This is a genomic window from Flavobacterium sp. N1994, from assembly GCF_025947145.1.
Lineage (GTDB): Bacteria > Bacteroidota > Bacteroidia > Flavobacteriales > Flavobacteriaceae > Flavobacterium.
In genome coordinates this window covers 1504393-1520336 of the sequence record NZ_CP109999.1, presented here as the reverse complement: position 1 = coordinate 1520336, position 15944 = coordinate 1504393, and the positions used below count along the sequence as shown (strand labels likewise).

Sequence of the window (15944 nt, the reverse complement as noted above, 5' to 3'; positions counted from 1 at the left end):
TAAGTTTATAATATCAATACAATTTAAAATCTAATACCATATGTCGGACGTTACTGCTATTCAAAATTTAGTTCAAAAAAGAACAGAACTTAAAAAAGAAATTGCCAAGATTATCGTAGGTCAAGACGATGTAGTGGATCAAATTTTACTTAGCATCTTTTCTGGAGGACATGCTCTTTTAGTTGGTGTTCCAGGTTTGGCTAAAACCTTGATGGTAAATACCATTTCCCAAGCATTAGGTTTAGATTTTAAAAGAATACAATTCACCCCAGATTTGATGCCTTCGGATATCTTGGGAAGTGAAATTTTAGATGAAAGCCGTCAATTTAAATTTATAAAAGGACCTATTTTTGCCAATATCATTTTGGCCGATGAGATCAATAGAACACCACCAAAAACGCAAGCTGCCTTACTAGAAGCCATGCAAGAACGTTCGGTAACTATTGCCGGTCAAAACTATAAATTAGATTTACCTTATTTTGTTTTGGCCACTCAAAACCCAATTGAGCAAGAAGGAACTTATCCTTTACCAGAAGCACAATTAGACCGTTTTATGTTTGCTATAAAATTGGATTATCCTTCTTATCAAGAAGAAGTTCAAGTAGTAAAAAGCACCACTTCAGATAATAAACCAGTAATCAATCCATTGTTTTCTGCTCAGGAAATTATCGATTTCCAACAATTGATTCGTCGAGTTCCTGTGGCAGATAATGTAATTGAATATGCGGTTACTTTGGTTAGCAAGACAAGACCAAACAATCCGTTATCCAATGATTATATTAAGAATTATTTAGATTGGGGAGCAGGTCCAAGGGCTTCTCAAAACTTAATTTTAGCGGCTAAAGCCAATGCTGCTTTCAACGGAAAGTTTTCTCCCGATATTGAAGATGTAAAAGCAGTAGCTACTGGAATTTTGCGTCACAGAATCATCAAAAACTACAAAGCTGACGCTGAAGGAATTACCGAAGAAATGATTATTGACAAGTTACTTTAATTTCTTTGAAGTAGTTTTTCAACAGTTTTTTAATGATAAGTATACTTTTTTCCGTTTATGCCTTTAAACCGTTTAGTTTATAGGCATAAACTAAACGGTTCATCCGTATTAATTTTTTTAAGTCGTTTTACTTCTTTTGAAGTATATCATCCAATTCCTTATCGTAAAAAAATAAAAACATACTTCCCATCATATCTTGTTGTATTTGGGAAGTGTTATCAACTTCTAATACAATTTCATAATCATGATTTTTGTATAACCAAATCCCTTCTTCGGAGGAGAAAGGTTCTATACTCGTTAGTCCTATTGTACCTTTATGATTTACAATTTTACTAGTGAAAATAGGTTTGTTTGTTGTTTTATCAAATAAGGTTATTTGAGTTGCAAAAGGGTGAACATGAAGCGCAGCGGCATGCAAACGCAAACTATCCTGAATCTGTAATTGCTGGTTTACCGAACTGTGATAAGTATTTTTGCCAATAGGGATTACCCAATGTCCAGAAAGTTTATTGCCATGTCCATCATCATAAGTGTGATTCTTAGTTTCAACAGGAATGCATTGATTAGTGCCTAGATCAAGTGGCGATTTATAAGGGTCTGATTGATTAAAAGGTAACATGATAAAAGCTGTTCTACTCATCAACGGCCTTAAGTTTTTGGCTTTCGAATAATTAATATCGACTTCATGACGCATCCAAAAATTGGCATCAGGGAGGTTATGATTTAAGGATTCAGTAGTTACATAAAGCAATTGATTTCCTTTCATGGGAACGCCATAACCAGCAGGAAAACTAAAATCTTCCATACCATGAGAAAGCGAAGTCAACCTAGGATATTGTGTTCCGATTCTTTTTTGCAAATGAAAGGAACTATAATAATTTACATCATTAAAATCGACATTGGTATGACAAATAAAGTCCTTTGAAATAGTTTTCAATGATTTTGAATCCAAGGCTTTGACATGAAAACCTGTAAGCCAAAGTACTGTTGAGTCTTGAGAAAGCTGTACATAATTTGAAGACTTCGGACCTTCCATCGATTTGTATATGCCGTCAATATAAAACTCAGGCGAAATCATTTTATAGGTTTCCGATTTGTTTTCGACTTTCCAATTTGGATTTACAATCCCAAGTTTTTCAAATAAGAAGGATTTAACAATAGCTTTATGTCGATTAGGCAATTGCCCATACCAAATTCCACCCCCTATACATCCCAACAAAAGTAGAACTCCTAAAATTTTATATATCTTTGATTTTCTCATGATTGTCAAAATTACATTTTTATATGAACGATAGAAAACAAATCAGTGCAAAAAGATTTTTTGGATTGGATTTTTTAAGAGCACTTTCTATAAGTTTGTTGTTGTTTTCGCATTGCTCATGGATTTATAATTCCACTTCTCTTTTTGGCAGATTGCAAGACGCCAGTGGTTTTTTAGGTGTTGAATTATTCATTGTCTTAAGCGGATTTTTAATAGGAGGGATACTTTTCAAACAGTTTCTCCATGAAAATTATGGTGTAAAAGATGCTCTTCTGTTTGTTTCCCGAAGGTTAATGCGGGTTTTGCCAAGCTATTATTTGGTCGTTTTTATACTCACGATTGTTTATTTGATATTTGGATTTTCGGTTGCTCAAGTTTGGAAATACCTTTTACTGATTCAGAATTTCGCAACGCCAATCCCAGCCTTTTTTCCAGAATCTTGGAGTTTACCCGTAAAAGAAATGGGTTATATATTTGCAGTGTTCTTATTGGTAATTTCAGCTAAATTAGTTGTTAATGCCTCTAAGAAAGTTCTTTTCTTAAGTGTTGTTTTTGGTCTTATCATTTTGACCTTTGTTGCCAAAACATATTATAATTTACATTCCGCTAATTTAGATTTAAAACTATGGAGTTTTGAGATTCGTTCTGTTGTGATTTATAGGATTGATTCGGTTTTGATTGGAGTTCTTTTCGGGTATTTCAACTATTACTACAATGATTTTATGGTAGCTAAAAGAAAGTTGTTTTTTGCATCAGGAATTATGTTGTTCCTTGTATTGATACTATCTATCGTTGTTTTAAAATTGCGATTAAGTAACGCGGCTTGGTTTTGGAATATCTGTTGTCTGCCATTGGTTTCCTTAATGATTTGTATGTTTATCCCTTTTTTATTGAGTTGGGAGATGAAGTCAAAAAGGATAGCTAATGCCATTCTATTTATCTGTAATATTTCCTATTCTATTTATTTGCTGCATTACAGTTTGGTGCTTTTCTTGATGAAATATTTTATAGATACCAAGAATTTTAGTCTTTGGCAGTTAAATGGTTTTGCTCTTTTGTATTTGCTAGTTACCGTTGGATTGAGTTATCTTATGTATACTTTTTATGAAAAACCAATCAATCAATACAGAGCTAAAAATTTTAAATTAAATGAAAAGTAGTATAAAAGAAAGAGTTTTTGGCCTCGATTTAATGCGTGCCATTGCTATTTTAATGGTGGTGTTCGGGCATAGTCTTTGGATTTTTCCGCCAAGTCAAAGATTTATTTATCAGATTTTTGTCTTGTTTGGTTTTTTTGGCGTCGAGATTTTCTTTGTATTAAGTGGTTTTTTAATTGGTAAAATACTATACCAAACCTACATTAAAGAGGATTTTTCTTTTAAGCAACTCTTTCATTTCTTAAAGCGAAGATGGTTCAGAACTTTACCTAATTATTTTTTAATATTACTTTTGAATATTGTAGTCTCCACTGTATTGGGATATTCGATTGATTCACTTTGGAAATACTTTTTGTTTCTTCAAAACTTCAACACTCCCATGTTGCCTTTTTTTACAGAATCCTGGAGTCTTTCAGTTGAGGAGTTTGCGTACATAGTTTTGCCCATTTTTCTTTTGATTTCAGCAACTTTTAGTAAGCCAAAAAATAAATCAAGATTTTTTCTTTTTTCAGTATTGGCTTTGATATTAATTTTCTTTTGTAACAAAATTTATTATCAATATCACACAACTAATACAACTATAACACAATGGAATGCCTCTTTAAAATCGGTTGTACTTTATCGTTTAGATAGTATTTTTATTGGCGTTTTATGTAGCTGGATTTATTGTAACTATGCTTCTTTATGGCAGAAAAGCAGAAAAGTATTTTTTGTTTTAGGAGTGTTGTTTTTTATGTTTTTGTTTGTTGGAATTGGTCGATTAGGGTTGTTTATAGAAACCCATTCGATGTTATGGAATGTATTTTATCTTCCTTTCGTTTCTATTACTGTTGCTTGCTTTCTTCCTTTTTTGTCAGAATGGAAAGAAGAAAAAAATCTCCTTGCTAAACCAATCACTTTTATCAGTATCATTTCCTATTCTATATACCTCTTGCATTATAGTTTGGTGTTGCAATTGATGAAGCATTATTTCCCAATGGAATCTCAAAATTCTTTGATGCTGAGTTTTTTTCTGCTAATTTATTTTGGGATAACGATTACATTAAGTTATTTATTGTATCGTTTTTTTGAAAAACCAATGATGGATTTAAGGGATAAAAATTAAGAATAGTCATTTTATACTGCTTTAATTAAAGTATTTGCAATAAAGCAATGGCAAAAATCATCATTTCGCAAAACATCAGCTAAAAGCAACATATTCAATTAAAAACTTTTCAGAAGTACAACGTTTTCGTAAATTTGCACTGCAAACAAATAAACCTATATATACTATGGCTTTTGATATTGAAATGATTAAAAAAGTGTATGCCACGATGGCTCAAAGAGTCGATAAAGCTCGTGAACTTGTTGGTCGTCCACTTACGTTATCTGAAAAGATTTTATATTCACATTTATGGGAAGGTAATCCTTCACAAGCTTATTCAAGAGGAAAAGATTATGTTGATTTTGCTCCCGATAGAGTAGCTTGTCAAGATGCAACAGCACAAATGGCATTATTACAATTTATGCACGCTGGGAAAAAGACAGTTGCCGTTCCAACTACCGTTCATTGTGACCACTTAATTCAGGCTAAAGAAGGTGCTGCAACAGATTTAGCTTTTGCAAACAATCAATCGAAAGAAGTTTTTGATTTTCTTTCTTCAGTTTCTAATAAATATGGAATTGGTTTTTGGAAACCAGGTTCAGGAATTATACACCAAATCGTTTTAGAAAATTATGCATTCCCAGGCGGGATGATGATTGGAACCGATTCACACACCGTAAATGCAGGAGGATTAGGAATGTTAGCCATCGGAGTTGGTGGTGCAGATGCTGTAGATGTTATGTCTGGTATGTCATGGGAATTAAAGTTTCCTAAACTAATCGGAGTAAAATTGACAGGAAAATTAAACGGCTGGACTGCGCCAAAAGATGTAATCTTAAAAGTAGCTGATATTCTTACCGTAAAAGGAGGAACAGGCGCTATTGTAGAATATTTTGGAGAAGGAGCAACTAGTATGTCTTGTACTGGTAAAGGTACCATTTGTAACATGGGGGCTGAAATCGGAGCTACGACTTCAACTTTTGGTTATGATGATTCGATGAGAAGATATTTAGCAGCTACTGATCGTCAAGATATAGTTGATGCTGCTGATAAAGTGGCAAATTATTTAACTGGTGATGCTGAAGTTTACGCTAATCCAAGTCAGTATTTTGATCAAGTAATTGAAATTAACTTATCAGAATTAGAGCCACATATCAACGGACCATTTACTCCAGACAGAGGAACACCAGTTTCTAAAATGAAAGAAGAGGCAATAGCTAATGGATGGCCTTTAAAAGTAGAGTGGGGATTAATAGGTTCTTGCACCAATTCTTCTTATGAAGATATGGCCCGTGCGGCATCCATCGTAGAGCAAGCAGTTGCTCACGGAATTACACCAAAAGCAGAATTTGGTATCAATCCAGGTTCAGAGCAAATTCGTTACACTATAGAAAGAGACGGAATCATTGCCACTTTCGAAAAAATGGGAACTAAAGTATTTACTAATGCTTGTGGGCCATGTATAGGACAATGGGATAGAGCAGGAGCGGATAAAGGAGAAAAAAACACTATCGTTCACTCTTTTAACAGAAACTTCTCTAAACGTGCAGACGGAAACCCTAATACACACGCTTTTGTAACTTCTCCAGAAATGGTAGCTGCTTTAGCGATTTCAGGAGATTTAACTTTTAATCCAATAACAGATACATTACTAAATGATAACGGTGAAGCTGTAAAGTTGAACCCGCCTCATGGAGATGAGTTGCCAAAGAGAGGCTTTGATGTTGATGATGCCGGTTTTCAAGCTCCAGCAGAAGACGGAAGTCATGTTCAAGTAGCTGTTTCTCCTACTTCAGAACGTTTACAATTGTTAGCGCCATTTGAAGCTTGGGATGGTAAAAACATTACTGGTGCAAAATTGTTAATTAAAGCATTTGGTAAATGTACTACTGATCACATCTCTATGGCTGGACCATGGTTGCGATTCCGTGGACATTTAGATAATATTTCCAACAATATGTTGATTGGAGCAGTGAATGCTTTTAACCAAGAAGCTAATAAAGTTAAAAATCAATTGACAGGAGCTTATGATGCTGTTCCTGCGGTTCAAAGAGCTTATAAAGCAGCTGGAGTTCCAACCATTGTAGTGGGAGATCAAAACTATGGTGAAGGGTCTTCTCGTGAGCATGCGGCTATGGAACCAAGATTCTTAGGCGTTAAAGCGGTGTTGGTGAAATCATTTGCTCGTATCCATGAAACTAATTTGAAAAAACAAGGAATGTTGGCATTGACATTTGCTAACGAAGCAGATTATGACAAAATCCAAGAGAATGATACTATTAATTTCTTAGATTTAACAGACTTTGCTCCTGGTAAGCCTCTAACTTTAGAATTTGTTCACTCTGATGGTTCGAAAGATATCATCTTAGCAAATCACACTTATAACGAAAGTCAAATAGGTTGGTTTGTCGCGGGTTCAGCATTGAATTTAATTGCTGCTGGAAAAGCATAATTAATTTAATGGAAGGATAAAAAAATGCTCAACATTTGTTGAGCATTTTTTTTTATTGTTGTAAAGTATTTTTATAAACTTCTTTGAGACCTGTGTTCCAAGCTACTTCTTCATAGTAGAAGTCTACTGCGGTTAAACTGTTCTTTTTTCGGATAACACATTTTCCAGTAACATCGGCTTCAGCACCATCAACAGTTACTTTTTTATTGCTTTGTAATTTATTAGCTAAATACAAATCATACAATCTTCTTGCAATGTCTTGACGAATTGTCATTTTAGAATTGAAGGTGCTCACTATGATAACACCTTTTTTGGAACGAGCTACCAACTCCATTCCATTTTGACCATAATTATAGGTCTCAATCTTAGGTTCTCCTTTAGAGAACGCAAAACAAGTTACGATAAGTAAACCAAAAAGCACTTTCTTCATATGTAATAGATTTGTGTGGGGCAACAAATTAGAGGCGAAAATTAATAATTATTTTAATGCAAAACACGTTTATCAACAAAAAAATGTTGATAACTACAAAAAATCCGTTTAGCTCTAAACAAACTAAACGGATTTTACCCTACTGAAATACTAATCTTAGTAATAAGTATAACGTCTTACTTTAGCTATATATTTTGCTAAACGGATTACTTGATGGCTATATCCGTATTCGTTATCATACCATACATATAATACAATGTTCTTTCCATCGCCTGAAACAATGGTTGCATTACTGTCATAAATTGAGGGTTGAGCAGTTCCAACAATATCAGATGAAACGAGTTCGTTATTTAATGAATATCTAATTTGTTCCACCAATTCGCCTTCAAGGGCATATTTTTTCATTATAGCATTTACATCCTCGAAAGAAGTTTGTTTCCCAACTTCCAAATTCATAACGACTAAAGAACCATTAGGAACAGGAACTCTAATGGCATTAGAGGTTAATTTACCAGCTAAACTTGGTAATGCTTTGGCAACTGCCGTTCCGGCACCTGTTTCGGTAATAACCATATTCAATGCTGCTGCACGACCACGACGGTATTTTTTGTGCATGTTGTCAACCAAGTTTTGGTCGTTTGTGTAAGCATGAATCGTTTCAATATGGCCTTTTACAACTCCTAGCGTATCTTCTATTACTTTCAGAACAGGAGTGATAGCATTTGTTGTACAGGATGCCGCTGAAAAAATATCAACTTTATCTGGATTATAGTCGTTGTGATTCACACCATATACAATATTTGGAACTCCTTTTCCAGGTGCAGTCAATAATACTTTGTCAACTCCTTTTGAAGTAAGGTGACGTTTCAATTGTTCTTCTGTTGTAAAAGCTCCAGTATTATCAATTAATAAAGCATCCGAAATCCCGAATGGAGTATAATCAATTTCTTCTGGACCATTAGCAGTAATAACATGAACTGTTGTGCCGTTTATTATTAAAGCATTATTTTCAGCATCGGCTTGAACTGAGCCTTGAAAATCACCATGAACCGAATCATAACGAAGTAAGGATGCTCTTTTTTCTAATGAAGAAGCATCGTTTCTATCTCTAGTTACAATGGCCCGTAGACGAAGTTGTTGTCCTTTACCCATTTTGCTCATCATCTCACGAGCTAACAAACGACCGATTCTACCAAAACCATATAAGACTACATCTTTTGGTTTTAAATCTTGAAAATCTTTAGCATTTTTTAGTTTGTCAATAACAAAAGCACGACTGTCATGATATTTATTGTCTTCAAGATGATACTCGTAAGTCAATTTTCCAATATCAATTCTAGAAGGTGGTAAGTCTAAATTTTCAATGGCACGGGCAATCTCCACAGAATCAAAAATGTTGATTGGTTTTTGAACAAACTCACCTGCATATTCATGAAAATTGATAATATCACTAACATTTTTATCAATCAATTGATTTCTAAAAAGAACTAACTCGATAGATTTGTCATACCATAAATCGCTGATGATTTTGATTAATTCAACAGCGGCTTTACGTCTGTCTGCTTGAAAAGATAATTCCTTCTCGTAAAATTTGTTACTGTCCATAAAAAAGATAAGTTTTAGTTGTGTGTAAATTTAAATTTAACTCCGTTCAATTCGGCTTGTCAGCCTCGGGTGGCGCAAAAATATAAAATAGAAGTCTTTCACGAAAACGATTTCGTAACTTTTTTACAAAACAAAAAAACCAGTTCAAATTTCGAACTGGTTTTAATGATTATTAATCTTTAACCTTTATAAAATGACTTGAATTATTTGTCCTAACCTATTAAGCATCTGAATGTTTACGCTTTGGTTTTCATCTTTTTTATTTAAAAACCTAGAAATACTTTCGACATCAGTAGCTTTTACGTTGTCAACAGAAAGTATTATTCCTCCTTTTAGTTGATCATAGTAGGGTTTAAGATTATCATTATTAATATCTTTAATCCTCACACCATAATCAATTTTGAATTTTTTCTTATCAGTAGCCTCAATGTTTTCTAATTCTAGTCCTTTAAAGTCCGTAGTAAAAACATCATTCTTGATTAAGGTTACCGCAGCTGATTTCGTTTCACCATGTCTAATGAAAGTTACTTTTACTTTATCGTTGGGTCTTTTGGTACTTATGTATCCTGAAAGCTCAGCGAAAGTATTAATTTCTTGATTGTCTAATTTTTTGATAATATCACCCTTTTGTAAACCTGCTTTTTCTGCTCCTGAATTTTTAGTCACTTTGCTGATATAGAAACCTTCAGTATCATTAATGCCTAATTCTTTTGAAGCTTTACTGTTTAATTCTCCACCTTCAACACCTAATATACCACGTTGCACATTCCCGAATTCCATTATGTCTTCAATAATTTTTCTTGTAATATTGGATGGAATAGCGAAAGAATAACCGGCATAACTTCCCGTTGGGGATGAAATCATAGTGTTTATTCCGATTAATTCTCCACGAGTGTTAACCAAAGCGCCACCAGAATTTCCTGGGTTTACAGCAGCATCAGTTTGAATAAAAGATTGAAGTCCGTTGTTTTCTAAATTTCTAGCTTTTGCCGAAACAATTCCTGCCGTAACTGTTGATGTTAAGTTATATGGATTTCCAACAGCCAAGACCCATTCCCCAACTTTTACTTGATCTGAATCAGCAAAAGTAGAATAAGGTAATTTTTCATCAGCATTGATTTTTAATAAAGCAATATCCATTTTTGAATCGGTTCCAATAAGTTTTGCTTTGTATGACTTATTGTTGTTTAAAGTTACTTCCAAATCAGTAGCGTTTTTTACTACGTGATTATTAGTTACAATATAACCATCTTCTGAAATGATGACACCTGAGCCTGTTCCGACTTGTTCTTGTTGTTGAGTGCCGCTACTTCCATAAAACCATTGCATCATTGGATCGTAAACGGTTCTAATCGAAACATTTTTAACGTGGACTACTGTATGAACTGTGTTTTCTGCAGCAGCAGTAAAATCAATAGCTTCACTCGATAATCCTACATTTTTGGTGTAATTATTTGGTGCCATAGTGACAATCGAATCACGATTGCTTTTTCCTTCAATAAATAATTTATAAGCACCAAGTGTGGTTGCCCCACTAAATAAAGAAATTAGAAATAAACTTGATATACGTTTCATAATCAATACCATTTTAAATTATTTGAAAGTAAAATTATAAATTTCTCTTTTTCAAAAAATCAGTTTAACGCTCGTTTAACAATTTTTAAGTTAATCTTAATAATTGCTATCTTTGTGAGAGTAAACTACGCTATGCAAACCACATTTTACAAATACGAAGGAACTGGTAACGATTTTGTCTTTATTGATAATCGTCAAAATAATTTTCCAAAAACAGACACTAAACTCATAGAAAAACTATGTGACCGCCGTTTCGGAATTGGTGCAGACGGATTGATATTGTTAGAGGATGATTTGGAAACTGATTTTAGAATGGTTTATTACAATTCGGACGGCAACCAAAGTTCTATGTGTGGTAACGGGGGAAGATGTATAGTAGCTTTCGCCAAAAGCTTGAATCTGATTTCAAATGAAACTACTTTTATTGCTACAGATGGTTTACATCATGCTTCAATTTTTGAAAACCATATTATTTCTTTAGGGATGAAAGATGTGAATGAAGTAAAAATAGAAAATGATTTTGTTTTCTTAAATACGGGTTCACCACATCATGTTATGTTAGTAGATGATTTAGATCATTATGATGTTAAAACCAATGGAGCTAAAATTCGCTATTCAGATTTGTATGGAAAGGCAGGAAGTAATGTGAATTTTGTAAAGCAAATTTCTGAAAATCATTTCCGTTTAAGAACTTACGAACGCGGAGTAGAAGATGAAACTTTTTCTTGTGGTACAGGAGCAACTGCAACAGCCATAGCAATGAATGCGCTTGGAAGAACAAATTCTAATCATATTTATTTAGATGTTGAAGGAGGAAAGCTCGAAGTCTTTTTTGAAAAAAATGGGAATGAATATACTAATGTATTTCTAAAAGGTCCAGCTACCTTTGTTTTTGAAGGAGAAATAGAATGGTAACATTACAGGGAAATATAAGTTATCTCAGAGCACTCGAACCTGAAGATTTAGAGTTTATCTACGCCATAGAAAACGATGAAAATATTTGGGAAGTCAGTAATACTATAACTCCTTACAGCAAATTTCTCATTAGACAATATCTCGAAAATGCACATCAAGATATTTATGAAGCTAAGCAACTCCGATTAGCCATTTGTAAAAAAGATACTTCTGAAGCTATTGGATTGATTGATTTATTTGATTTTGATGTTAAAAACAAACGCGCTGGAGTTGGAATCATCATCCAAAATGAAAATGACAGAAACAATGGTTTTGGTAAAGAGGCTCTAGGTTTGGTAATTGATTATGCTTTTAAGCAATTGCAGTTACATCAGCTTTATGCAAATATTGGAACAGAAAATAAAGCGAGTTTAATGCTTTTTACTACATTTGGATTTGAAAGAATAGGTATAAAAAAAGATTGGAATTTCAACAATGCTATTTTCCAAGACGAAGCTATTTTTCAATTAATTAATAAATAAATTTAAACCTTTTAGTTTTGAACAAGAGTAAAATTATAAAGATTTTAGGTGTCGTTTTTATCGTTTTTGTAGCGATTATTTATATCAAATTTTTCACTTCGGATACCAATTTCGAAAAAGATGAAATTTATGTTCAAATTCCAACCGGTTCAAAATATGAAGATGTTCAGAAAATAATTTCGCCCTTTGTCAAAAACATGAGCGATTTTGAGTTCATTGCTAATCGTCGTTCCTATCCTGAAAATGTGAAAGCTGGACGTTTTTTGTTAAAAAAAGGAATGAGTGCTTTTCAATTGGTCTCAGCAATGAGGAGAAATGTTCCAGTAAAATTGGCTTTTAATAATCAGGAACGATTGGAAAATCTATGCGAACGCTTGAGCTCTCAAATTGAACCAGATACTACCAAACTTTTGGCAACTTTTCGTGATACCATTTTCTTGAAGAAAAACGGTTTTACAAAAGACAATGTTTTTGCTATGTTTTTGCCTAATACCTATGAAGTATATTGGAATATTACGGCTGAAAAATTCAGAAATAAAATGCTCGATGAATACAATCGCTTTTGGACAAAAGAGAGAATTACAAAGGCGACCGCTTTAAATTTAACTCCAGTTCAAGTAATTACTGTTGCATCTATAGTGCACAAAGAATCTGTTAAGAAAAGTGAGCGTCCAATAATTGCAGGAGTTTATCTTAACCGATTGAATCAAGGAATGCCTTTGCAAGCAGATCCTACAGTAATTTATGCTTTGAAACTAAGAGATAACGATTTTAACCAAGTAATCAAACGCGTTTTATACAACGATTTATTTATAAATTCTCCATACAATACCTATAAAAATATTGGTTTGCCTCCTGGACCAATTGCTATGCCTGATGTTGATGCCATTGATGCTGTTTTGAATGCTGAAAAACACGACTATCTTTATTTTTGTGCCAGCGTTGAAAAATTTGGCTATCATGTTTTTGCTTCAACTTACGAGCAGCATCAAGTAAATGCTAAAAAATATGCTGATTGGTTGAACGAACAAGGAACAAACAGATAATTTTGAAAGTATTCAAAAGTTTAGTTTTTACACTGCTGTTGTGGTGTTGTCAAATTTCTTTCGGGCAAAGTGCTATTGATAATTTTTTAAAACCTTCTGACACTTTAAGTAAAAAGCGACTAAAAACGCTGGTTATTTCTGAATCTGTCATTGGAACAGCAACTTTGGTTGGTTTAAATCAACTTTGGTATGCCGATTATCCTCGTTCCAATTTTCATTTTATAAATGATAATGCAGAATGGCTTCAAATGGATAAAGTGGGTCATGTTTTTTCATCTTATCATTTAGGAAGTTTTGGCGCTAATACCTTAAAATGGACAGGAGCAAGTAGAAAAAGCCAATTAATTTATGGGTCAACTCTAGGTTTGGCATTTATGACCACTGTTGAGGTTTTTGACGGCTATTCCGCCAATTGGGGAGCTTCTTTAGGAGATGTTGCTGCGAATGTTGCTGGAACTGCTTTATATGTTTCTCAAGAACTATTATGGAAAGAGCAACGAATTGTTCCTAAGTTTTCATTTCATACCACTCCCTATGCTTCTGCAAGACCTAATGTTTTGGGAAGTTCTGTTCAAGAGCAAATTCTTAAAGATTATAACGGACAAACCTATTGGTTATCTGCTAATATTTATTCCTTTGCTAAATCAAGTTCTTTTCCAAAATGGTTAAATATCGCTATTGGTTATGGAGCAGAAGGTATGATTACGGGGGATGAAGGGTTTACCAATTCTATTTTCTTGCCAGAAAGTAAAAGATTCCGCCAATTTTATCTCAGTTTAGACGTTGATTTGACAAAAATAAAAACCAAATCACATTTAGTTAAGACAATTTTAACAGTTTTTAATTCCATCAAAATTCCTGCTCCAACGTTTGAAATCAAGGGCTCAGGAGGAACTCAATTTCACATTCTTTATTTTTAACTGCTTGATAGTCAAATTTATAATTTTTAGTTGTATATTTGCGCTCGGAAATATCAAGATGGTGACAGCGCTTGGAAATAACCTTAAATGATAAAGAAAAGTATATTTTACGTTTCAATCCTACTAACTGTTGCTTTTATAAGCACAGGTTTTAAACCTTATGACTCCCAAATCAACAACGGATTTCGTGTTGATGAAAACGAAGAACTATCCTATGTTTTTCCTTCTCAAAATTCCATCGATTACGCTAATCTTAGAATTCCATTTACTGGAAGATATTTTATTGGATTTAAAGAAGCTATTGCTCACAAAGAATCTCAAGGTAAATACGGAAAGATTAATACCCTAGGTTATCTAGGTAAATATCAGTTCGGAATGGAAACATTGAAATCTATTGGAATCAATGATAGCGTTGGTTTTATGAATAATCCAAAGCTACAAGAAAAAGCCTTTGTCGTTTTGCTTTCTAAAAATAAATATGAATTACAGGACTACATCAATTATTTTGAAGGAAAAGTGATTGATGGTGTTAAAATCACCGAATCTGGTATTTTAGCAGCTGCTCATTTAGGAGGTTCAGGTTCGGTAAAACGTTTTCTGAATTCAAACGGTGAGAAAAAATGTAAAGACGATTATGGTACTTCAGTCCGAACTTATTTGAAAGATTTTGGTGGATTTGAAACGGATGGCATTCAAGCAATCAAAAACGCAAAAATAAAATAATTACATTTTATGAATAATAAAAATAGTAGGTCGGTTATGTAAATCGACCTTTATTTTTTTCCAATCAGCCACTCTGTGTGTTTTGATATACTCTGTTGGCAAAGTGATATCTGTTGCAATGCAAAGATGAGTATTGGGTTGTAACGATTGTAATAAATCTTCTAAAAGCTTATTGTTCCTATATGGAGTTTCAATGAATATTTGAGACTGATTTTTAGAGTTTGATAGATTTTCAAAGTTTTTTAGAGCTGATTTTTTTTCGCCTTTATCTATAGGAAGATACCCATTGAAAGCAAAACTTTGACCATTCATACCCGAACCCATCATGGCTAATAGGATAGAAGAAGGACCTACCAATGGTATAACTTGAATCCCTTTTTCGTGTGCCATTTTTACAATTACAGCACCTGGGTCTGCAACACCTGGACATCCTGCCTCGCTCATTAATCCAATGTTTAATCCATTAAGGCAAGGAGCAATCATGGTGTTGTATTCGCTAACTTCTGTGTGTTTATTGAGTGTTGCAATTCTTAAACTTGACTGAACTTTTTCTGGTTGAATAGATTTAATAAATTTTCGAGCCGTTTTTTCATTCTCAACAATATAGTCGTCAATAAAGTCGATGGCTCTTTTTACGGTTTGTGGTAAAACATCATGAGGATTCATTTCTCCCAATGTAGTTGGGATTAAATATAATTTTCCTTTCAGATCTACTGGTTTCATCTGCTCTTTTTTTTATTGTTTTTTAGGGGTCAGATGTAATGCTATAAAGCATTTCATGAATGTTTTTCAATTAATTTTTGAGCTAAAATAGTGCAAGTTTCGTCAAGCATTTCATAAACCATATCAAACCCATTTTGAAGTCCATAATAAGGATCTGGAACATCTACGTTGTCGTCTGGAAATAATTCATTTAAAATGAGTTGCACTTTGTTTTTATGATTTTCGTTTTTGGCTAATTCAATTACATCATCATAATTGGAGTTGTCCATCACATAGATATAATCATAATCATCAAAATCTCTTGAGGTGAATTGTCTAGCTTTTTGATTTGAAATATCAAGTCCGTTTTTTTGTGCAGTAAGCACTGAACGTTGATCAGGTTGCTTACCAATATGATAAGCGCCAGTTCCGGCTGAATCAACTAAGAATTTATCTTTTGGAAGTTTTGCAGCTAAAAGTCCTTCTGCCAATGGTGATCGGCAAATATTTCCAAGGCAAACCATTAAAATTTTAACGGGCATAGTAGTAGTGTTTCTCT

At 33.5% G+C, this 15944-nt stretch carries 15 protein-coding genes; 9 read left to right on the top strand and 6 right to left on the bottom strand.

All coding sequences use genetic code 11. From position 1 onward, the window contains the following. Window positions 1–40 precede the first annotated feature (40 nt). Entirely contained in the window at window positions 41–994 is a 954-nt protein-coding gene (locus OLM53_RS06920) for an AAA family ATPase (protein ID WP_264522305.1), read from the top strand. A 127-nt stretch (window positions 995–1121) separates the two neighbouring features. Here the strand turns inward: OLM53_RS06920 and OLM53_RS06915 are convergent, their stop codons facing one another. Further along, complete coding sequence (locus tag OLM53_RS06915; RefSeq protein WP_264522304.1) at window positions 1122–2255, bottom strand: hypothetical protein; 1134 nt, start codon at window positions 2253–2255, stop codon at window positions 1122–1124. Between the two features lie 23 nt (window positions 2256–2278). Here OLM53_RS06915 and OLM53_RS06910 point away from each other — a divergent pair, with 23 nt between their 5' ends. The 3 genes from OLM53_RS06910 to OLM53_RS06900 all read left to right on the top strand — a co-directional run bounded on the left by OLM53_RS06910 (window position 2279) and on the right by OLM53_RS06900 (window position 6948). Beyond that, window positions 2279–3415: an acyltransferase family protein gene (locus tag OLM53_RS06910; RefSeq protein WP_264522303.1), complete on the top strand. Its 1137-nt coding sequence runs from the start codon at window positions 2279–2281 to the stop codon at window positions 3413–3415. After that, window positions 3405–4517 carry an acyltransferase family protein gene (locus OLM53_RS06905; RefSeq protein WP_264522302.1) on the top strand — a complete coding sequence of 371 codons (1113 nt, stop codon included), beginning with the start codon at window positions 3405–3407 and terminating at the stop codon, window positions 4515–4517. Before OLM53_RS06910 ends, OLM53_RS06905 begins: the two co-directional genes overlap by 11 nt. A 166-nt stretch (window positions 4518–4683) precedes the next feature. After that, window positions 4684–6948: an aconitate hydratase gene (locus tag OLM53_RS06900; protein ID WP_264522301.1), complete on the top strand. Its 2265-nt coding sequence runs from the start codon at window positions 4684–4686 to the stop codon at window positions 6946–6948. Window positions 6949–7000: 52 nt separating this feature from the next. Here OLM53_RS06900 and OLM53_RS06895 read toward each other — a convergent pair whose 3' ends face one another. The 3 genes from OLM53_RS06895 to OLM53_RS06885 form a co-directional block, all read right to left on the bottom strand. Further along, a complete protein-coding gene (locus tag OLM53_RS06895) occupies window positions 7001–7378 on the bottom strand; it encodes a hypothetical protein (protein ID WP_264522300.1) in 378 nt (125 codons plus the stop codon). 156 nt (window positions 7379–7534) lie between these two features. Continuing rightward, the gene (locus OLM53_RS06890) at window positions 7535–8983 is read right to left on the bottom strand and encodes a glyceraldehyde-3-phosphate dehydrogenase (RefSeq protein WP_264522299.1); all 1449 of its coding nucleotides are present in this window, start codon (window positions 8981–8983) and stop codon (window positions 7535–7537) included. A gap of 186 nt (window positions 8984–9169) precedes the next feature. Next, on the bottom strand, window positions 9170–10558 hold the full coding sequence (locus OLM53_RS06885) for a trypsin-like peptidase domain-containing protein (protein ID WP_264522298.1): 1389 nt from the start codon (window positions 10556–10558) through the stop codon (window positions 9170–9172). A gap of 132 nt (window positions 10559–10690) precedes the next feature. Between OLM53_RS06885 and dapF the strand changes: the two genes are divergently transcribed. The 5 genes from dapF (at window position 10691) to OLM53_RS06860 (ending at window position 14683) form a co-directional block, all read left to right on the top strand. Continuing rightward, window positions 10691–11473: a diaminopimelate epimerase gene (gene dapF, locus OLM53_RS06880; RefSeq protein ID WP_264522297.1), complete on the top strand. Its 783-nt coding sequence runs from the start codon at window positions 10691–10693 to the stop codon at window positions 11471–11473. After that, window positions 11467–11994 carry a GNAT family N-acetyltransferase gene (locus OLM53_RS06875; RefSeq protein ID WP_264522296.1) on the top strand — a complete coding sequence of 176 codons (528 nt, stop codon included), beginning with the start codon at window positions 11467–11469 and terminating at the stop codon, window positions 11992–11994. Before dapF ends, OLM53_RS06875 begins: the two co-directional genes overlap by 7 nt. 17 nt (window positions 11995–12011) lie before the next feature. Beyond that, window positions 12012–13040, top strand: coding sequence for an endolytic transglycosylase MltG (gene mltG, locus OLM53_RS06870; RefSeq protein WP_264522295.1), 1029 nt, complete (start codon window positions 12012–12014; stop codon window positions 13038–13040). Window positions 13041–13042: 2 nt separating this feature from the next. Then, on the top strand, window positions 13043–13960 hold the full coding sequence (locus tag OLM53_RS06865) for a YfiM family protein (protein WP_264522294.1): 918 nt from the start codon (window positions 13043–13045) through the stop codon (window positions 13958–13960). A gap of 87 nt (window positions 13961–14047) precedes the next feature. Next, window positions 14048–14683 carry a peptidoglycan-binding protein LysM gene (locus OLM53_RS06860; protein ID WP_264522293.1) on the top strand — a complete coding sequence of 212 codons (636 nt, stop codon included), beginning with the start codon at window positions 14048–14050 and terminating at the stop codon, window positions 14681–14683. Here OLM53_RS06860 and OLM53_RS06855 read toward each other — a convergent pair whose 3' ends face one another. Continuing rightward, window positions 14684–15406, bottom strand: coding sequence for an SAM-dependent methyltransferase (locus OLM53_RS06855; RefSeq protein ID WP_264522292.1), 723 nt, complete (start codon window positions 15404–15406; stop codon window positions 14684–14686). Between the two features lie 53 nt (window positions 15407–15459). After that, the gene (locus tag OLM53_RS06850; protein ID WP_264522291.1) at window positions 15460–15927 is read right to left on the bottom strand and encodes a low molecular weight protein-tyrosine-phosphatase; all 468 of its coding nucleotides are present in this window, start codon (window positions 15925–15927) and stop codon (window positions 15460–15462) included. Window positions 15928–15944 lie beyond the last annotated feature (17 nt).

Coding starts and splice junctions, on each gene's coding strand:
- OLM53_RS06920 (WP_264522305.1), top strand. CDS start 41: ATGTCGGACGTTACTGCTATTCAAAATTTAGTTCAAAAAAGAACAGAA.
- OLM53_RS06915 (WP_264522304.1), bottom strand. CDS start 2,255: ATGAGAAAATCAAAGATATATAAAATTTTAGGAGTTCTACTTTTGTTG.
- OLM53_RS06910 (WP_264522303.1), top strand. CDS start 2,279: ATGAACGATAGAAAACAAATCAGTGCAAAAAGATTTTTTGGATTGGAT.
- OLM53_RS06905 (WP_264522302.1), top strand. CDS start 3,405: ATGAAAAGTAGTATAAAAGAAAGAGTTTTTGGCCTCGATTTAATGCGT.
- OLM53_RS06900 (WP_264522301.1), top strand. CDS start 4,684: ATGGCTTTTGATATTGAAATGATTAAAAAAGTGTATGCCACGATGGCT.
- OLM53_RS06895 (WP_264522300.1), bottom strand. CDS start 7,378: ATGAAGAAAGTGCTTTTTGGTTTACTTATCGTAACTTGTTTTGCGTTC.
- OLM53_RS06890 (WP_264522299.1), bottom strand. CDS start 8,983: ATGGACAGTAACAAATTTTACGAGAAGGAATTATCTTTTCAAGCAGAC.
- OLM53_RS06885 (WP_264522298.1), bottom strand. CDS start 10,558: ATGAAACGTATATCAAGTTTATTTCTAATTTCTTTATTTAGTGGGGCA.
- dapF (WP_264522297.1), top strand. CDS start 10,691: ATGCAAACCACATTTTACAAATACGAAGGAACTGGTAACGATTTTGTC.
- OLM53_RS06875 (WP_264522296.1), top strand. CDS start 11,467: ATGGTAACATTACAGGGAAATATAAGTTATCTCAGAGCACTCGAACCT.
- OLM53_RS06860 (WP_264522293.1), top strand. CDS start 14,048: ATGATAAAGAAAAGTATATTTTACGTTTCAATCCTACTAACTGTTGCT.
- OLM53_RS06855 (WP_264522292.1), bottom strand. CDS start 15,406: ATGAAACCAGTAGATCTGAAAGGAAAATTATATTTAATCCCAACTACA.
- OLM53_RS06850 (WP_264522291.1), bottom strand. CDS start 15,927: ATGCCCGTTAAAATTTTAATGGTTTGCCTTGGAAATATTTGCCGATCA.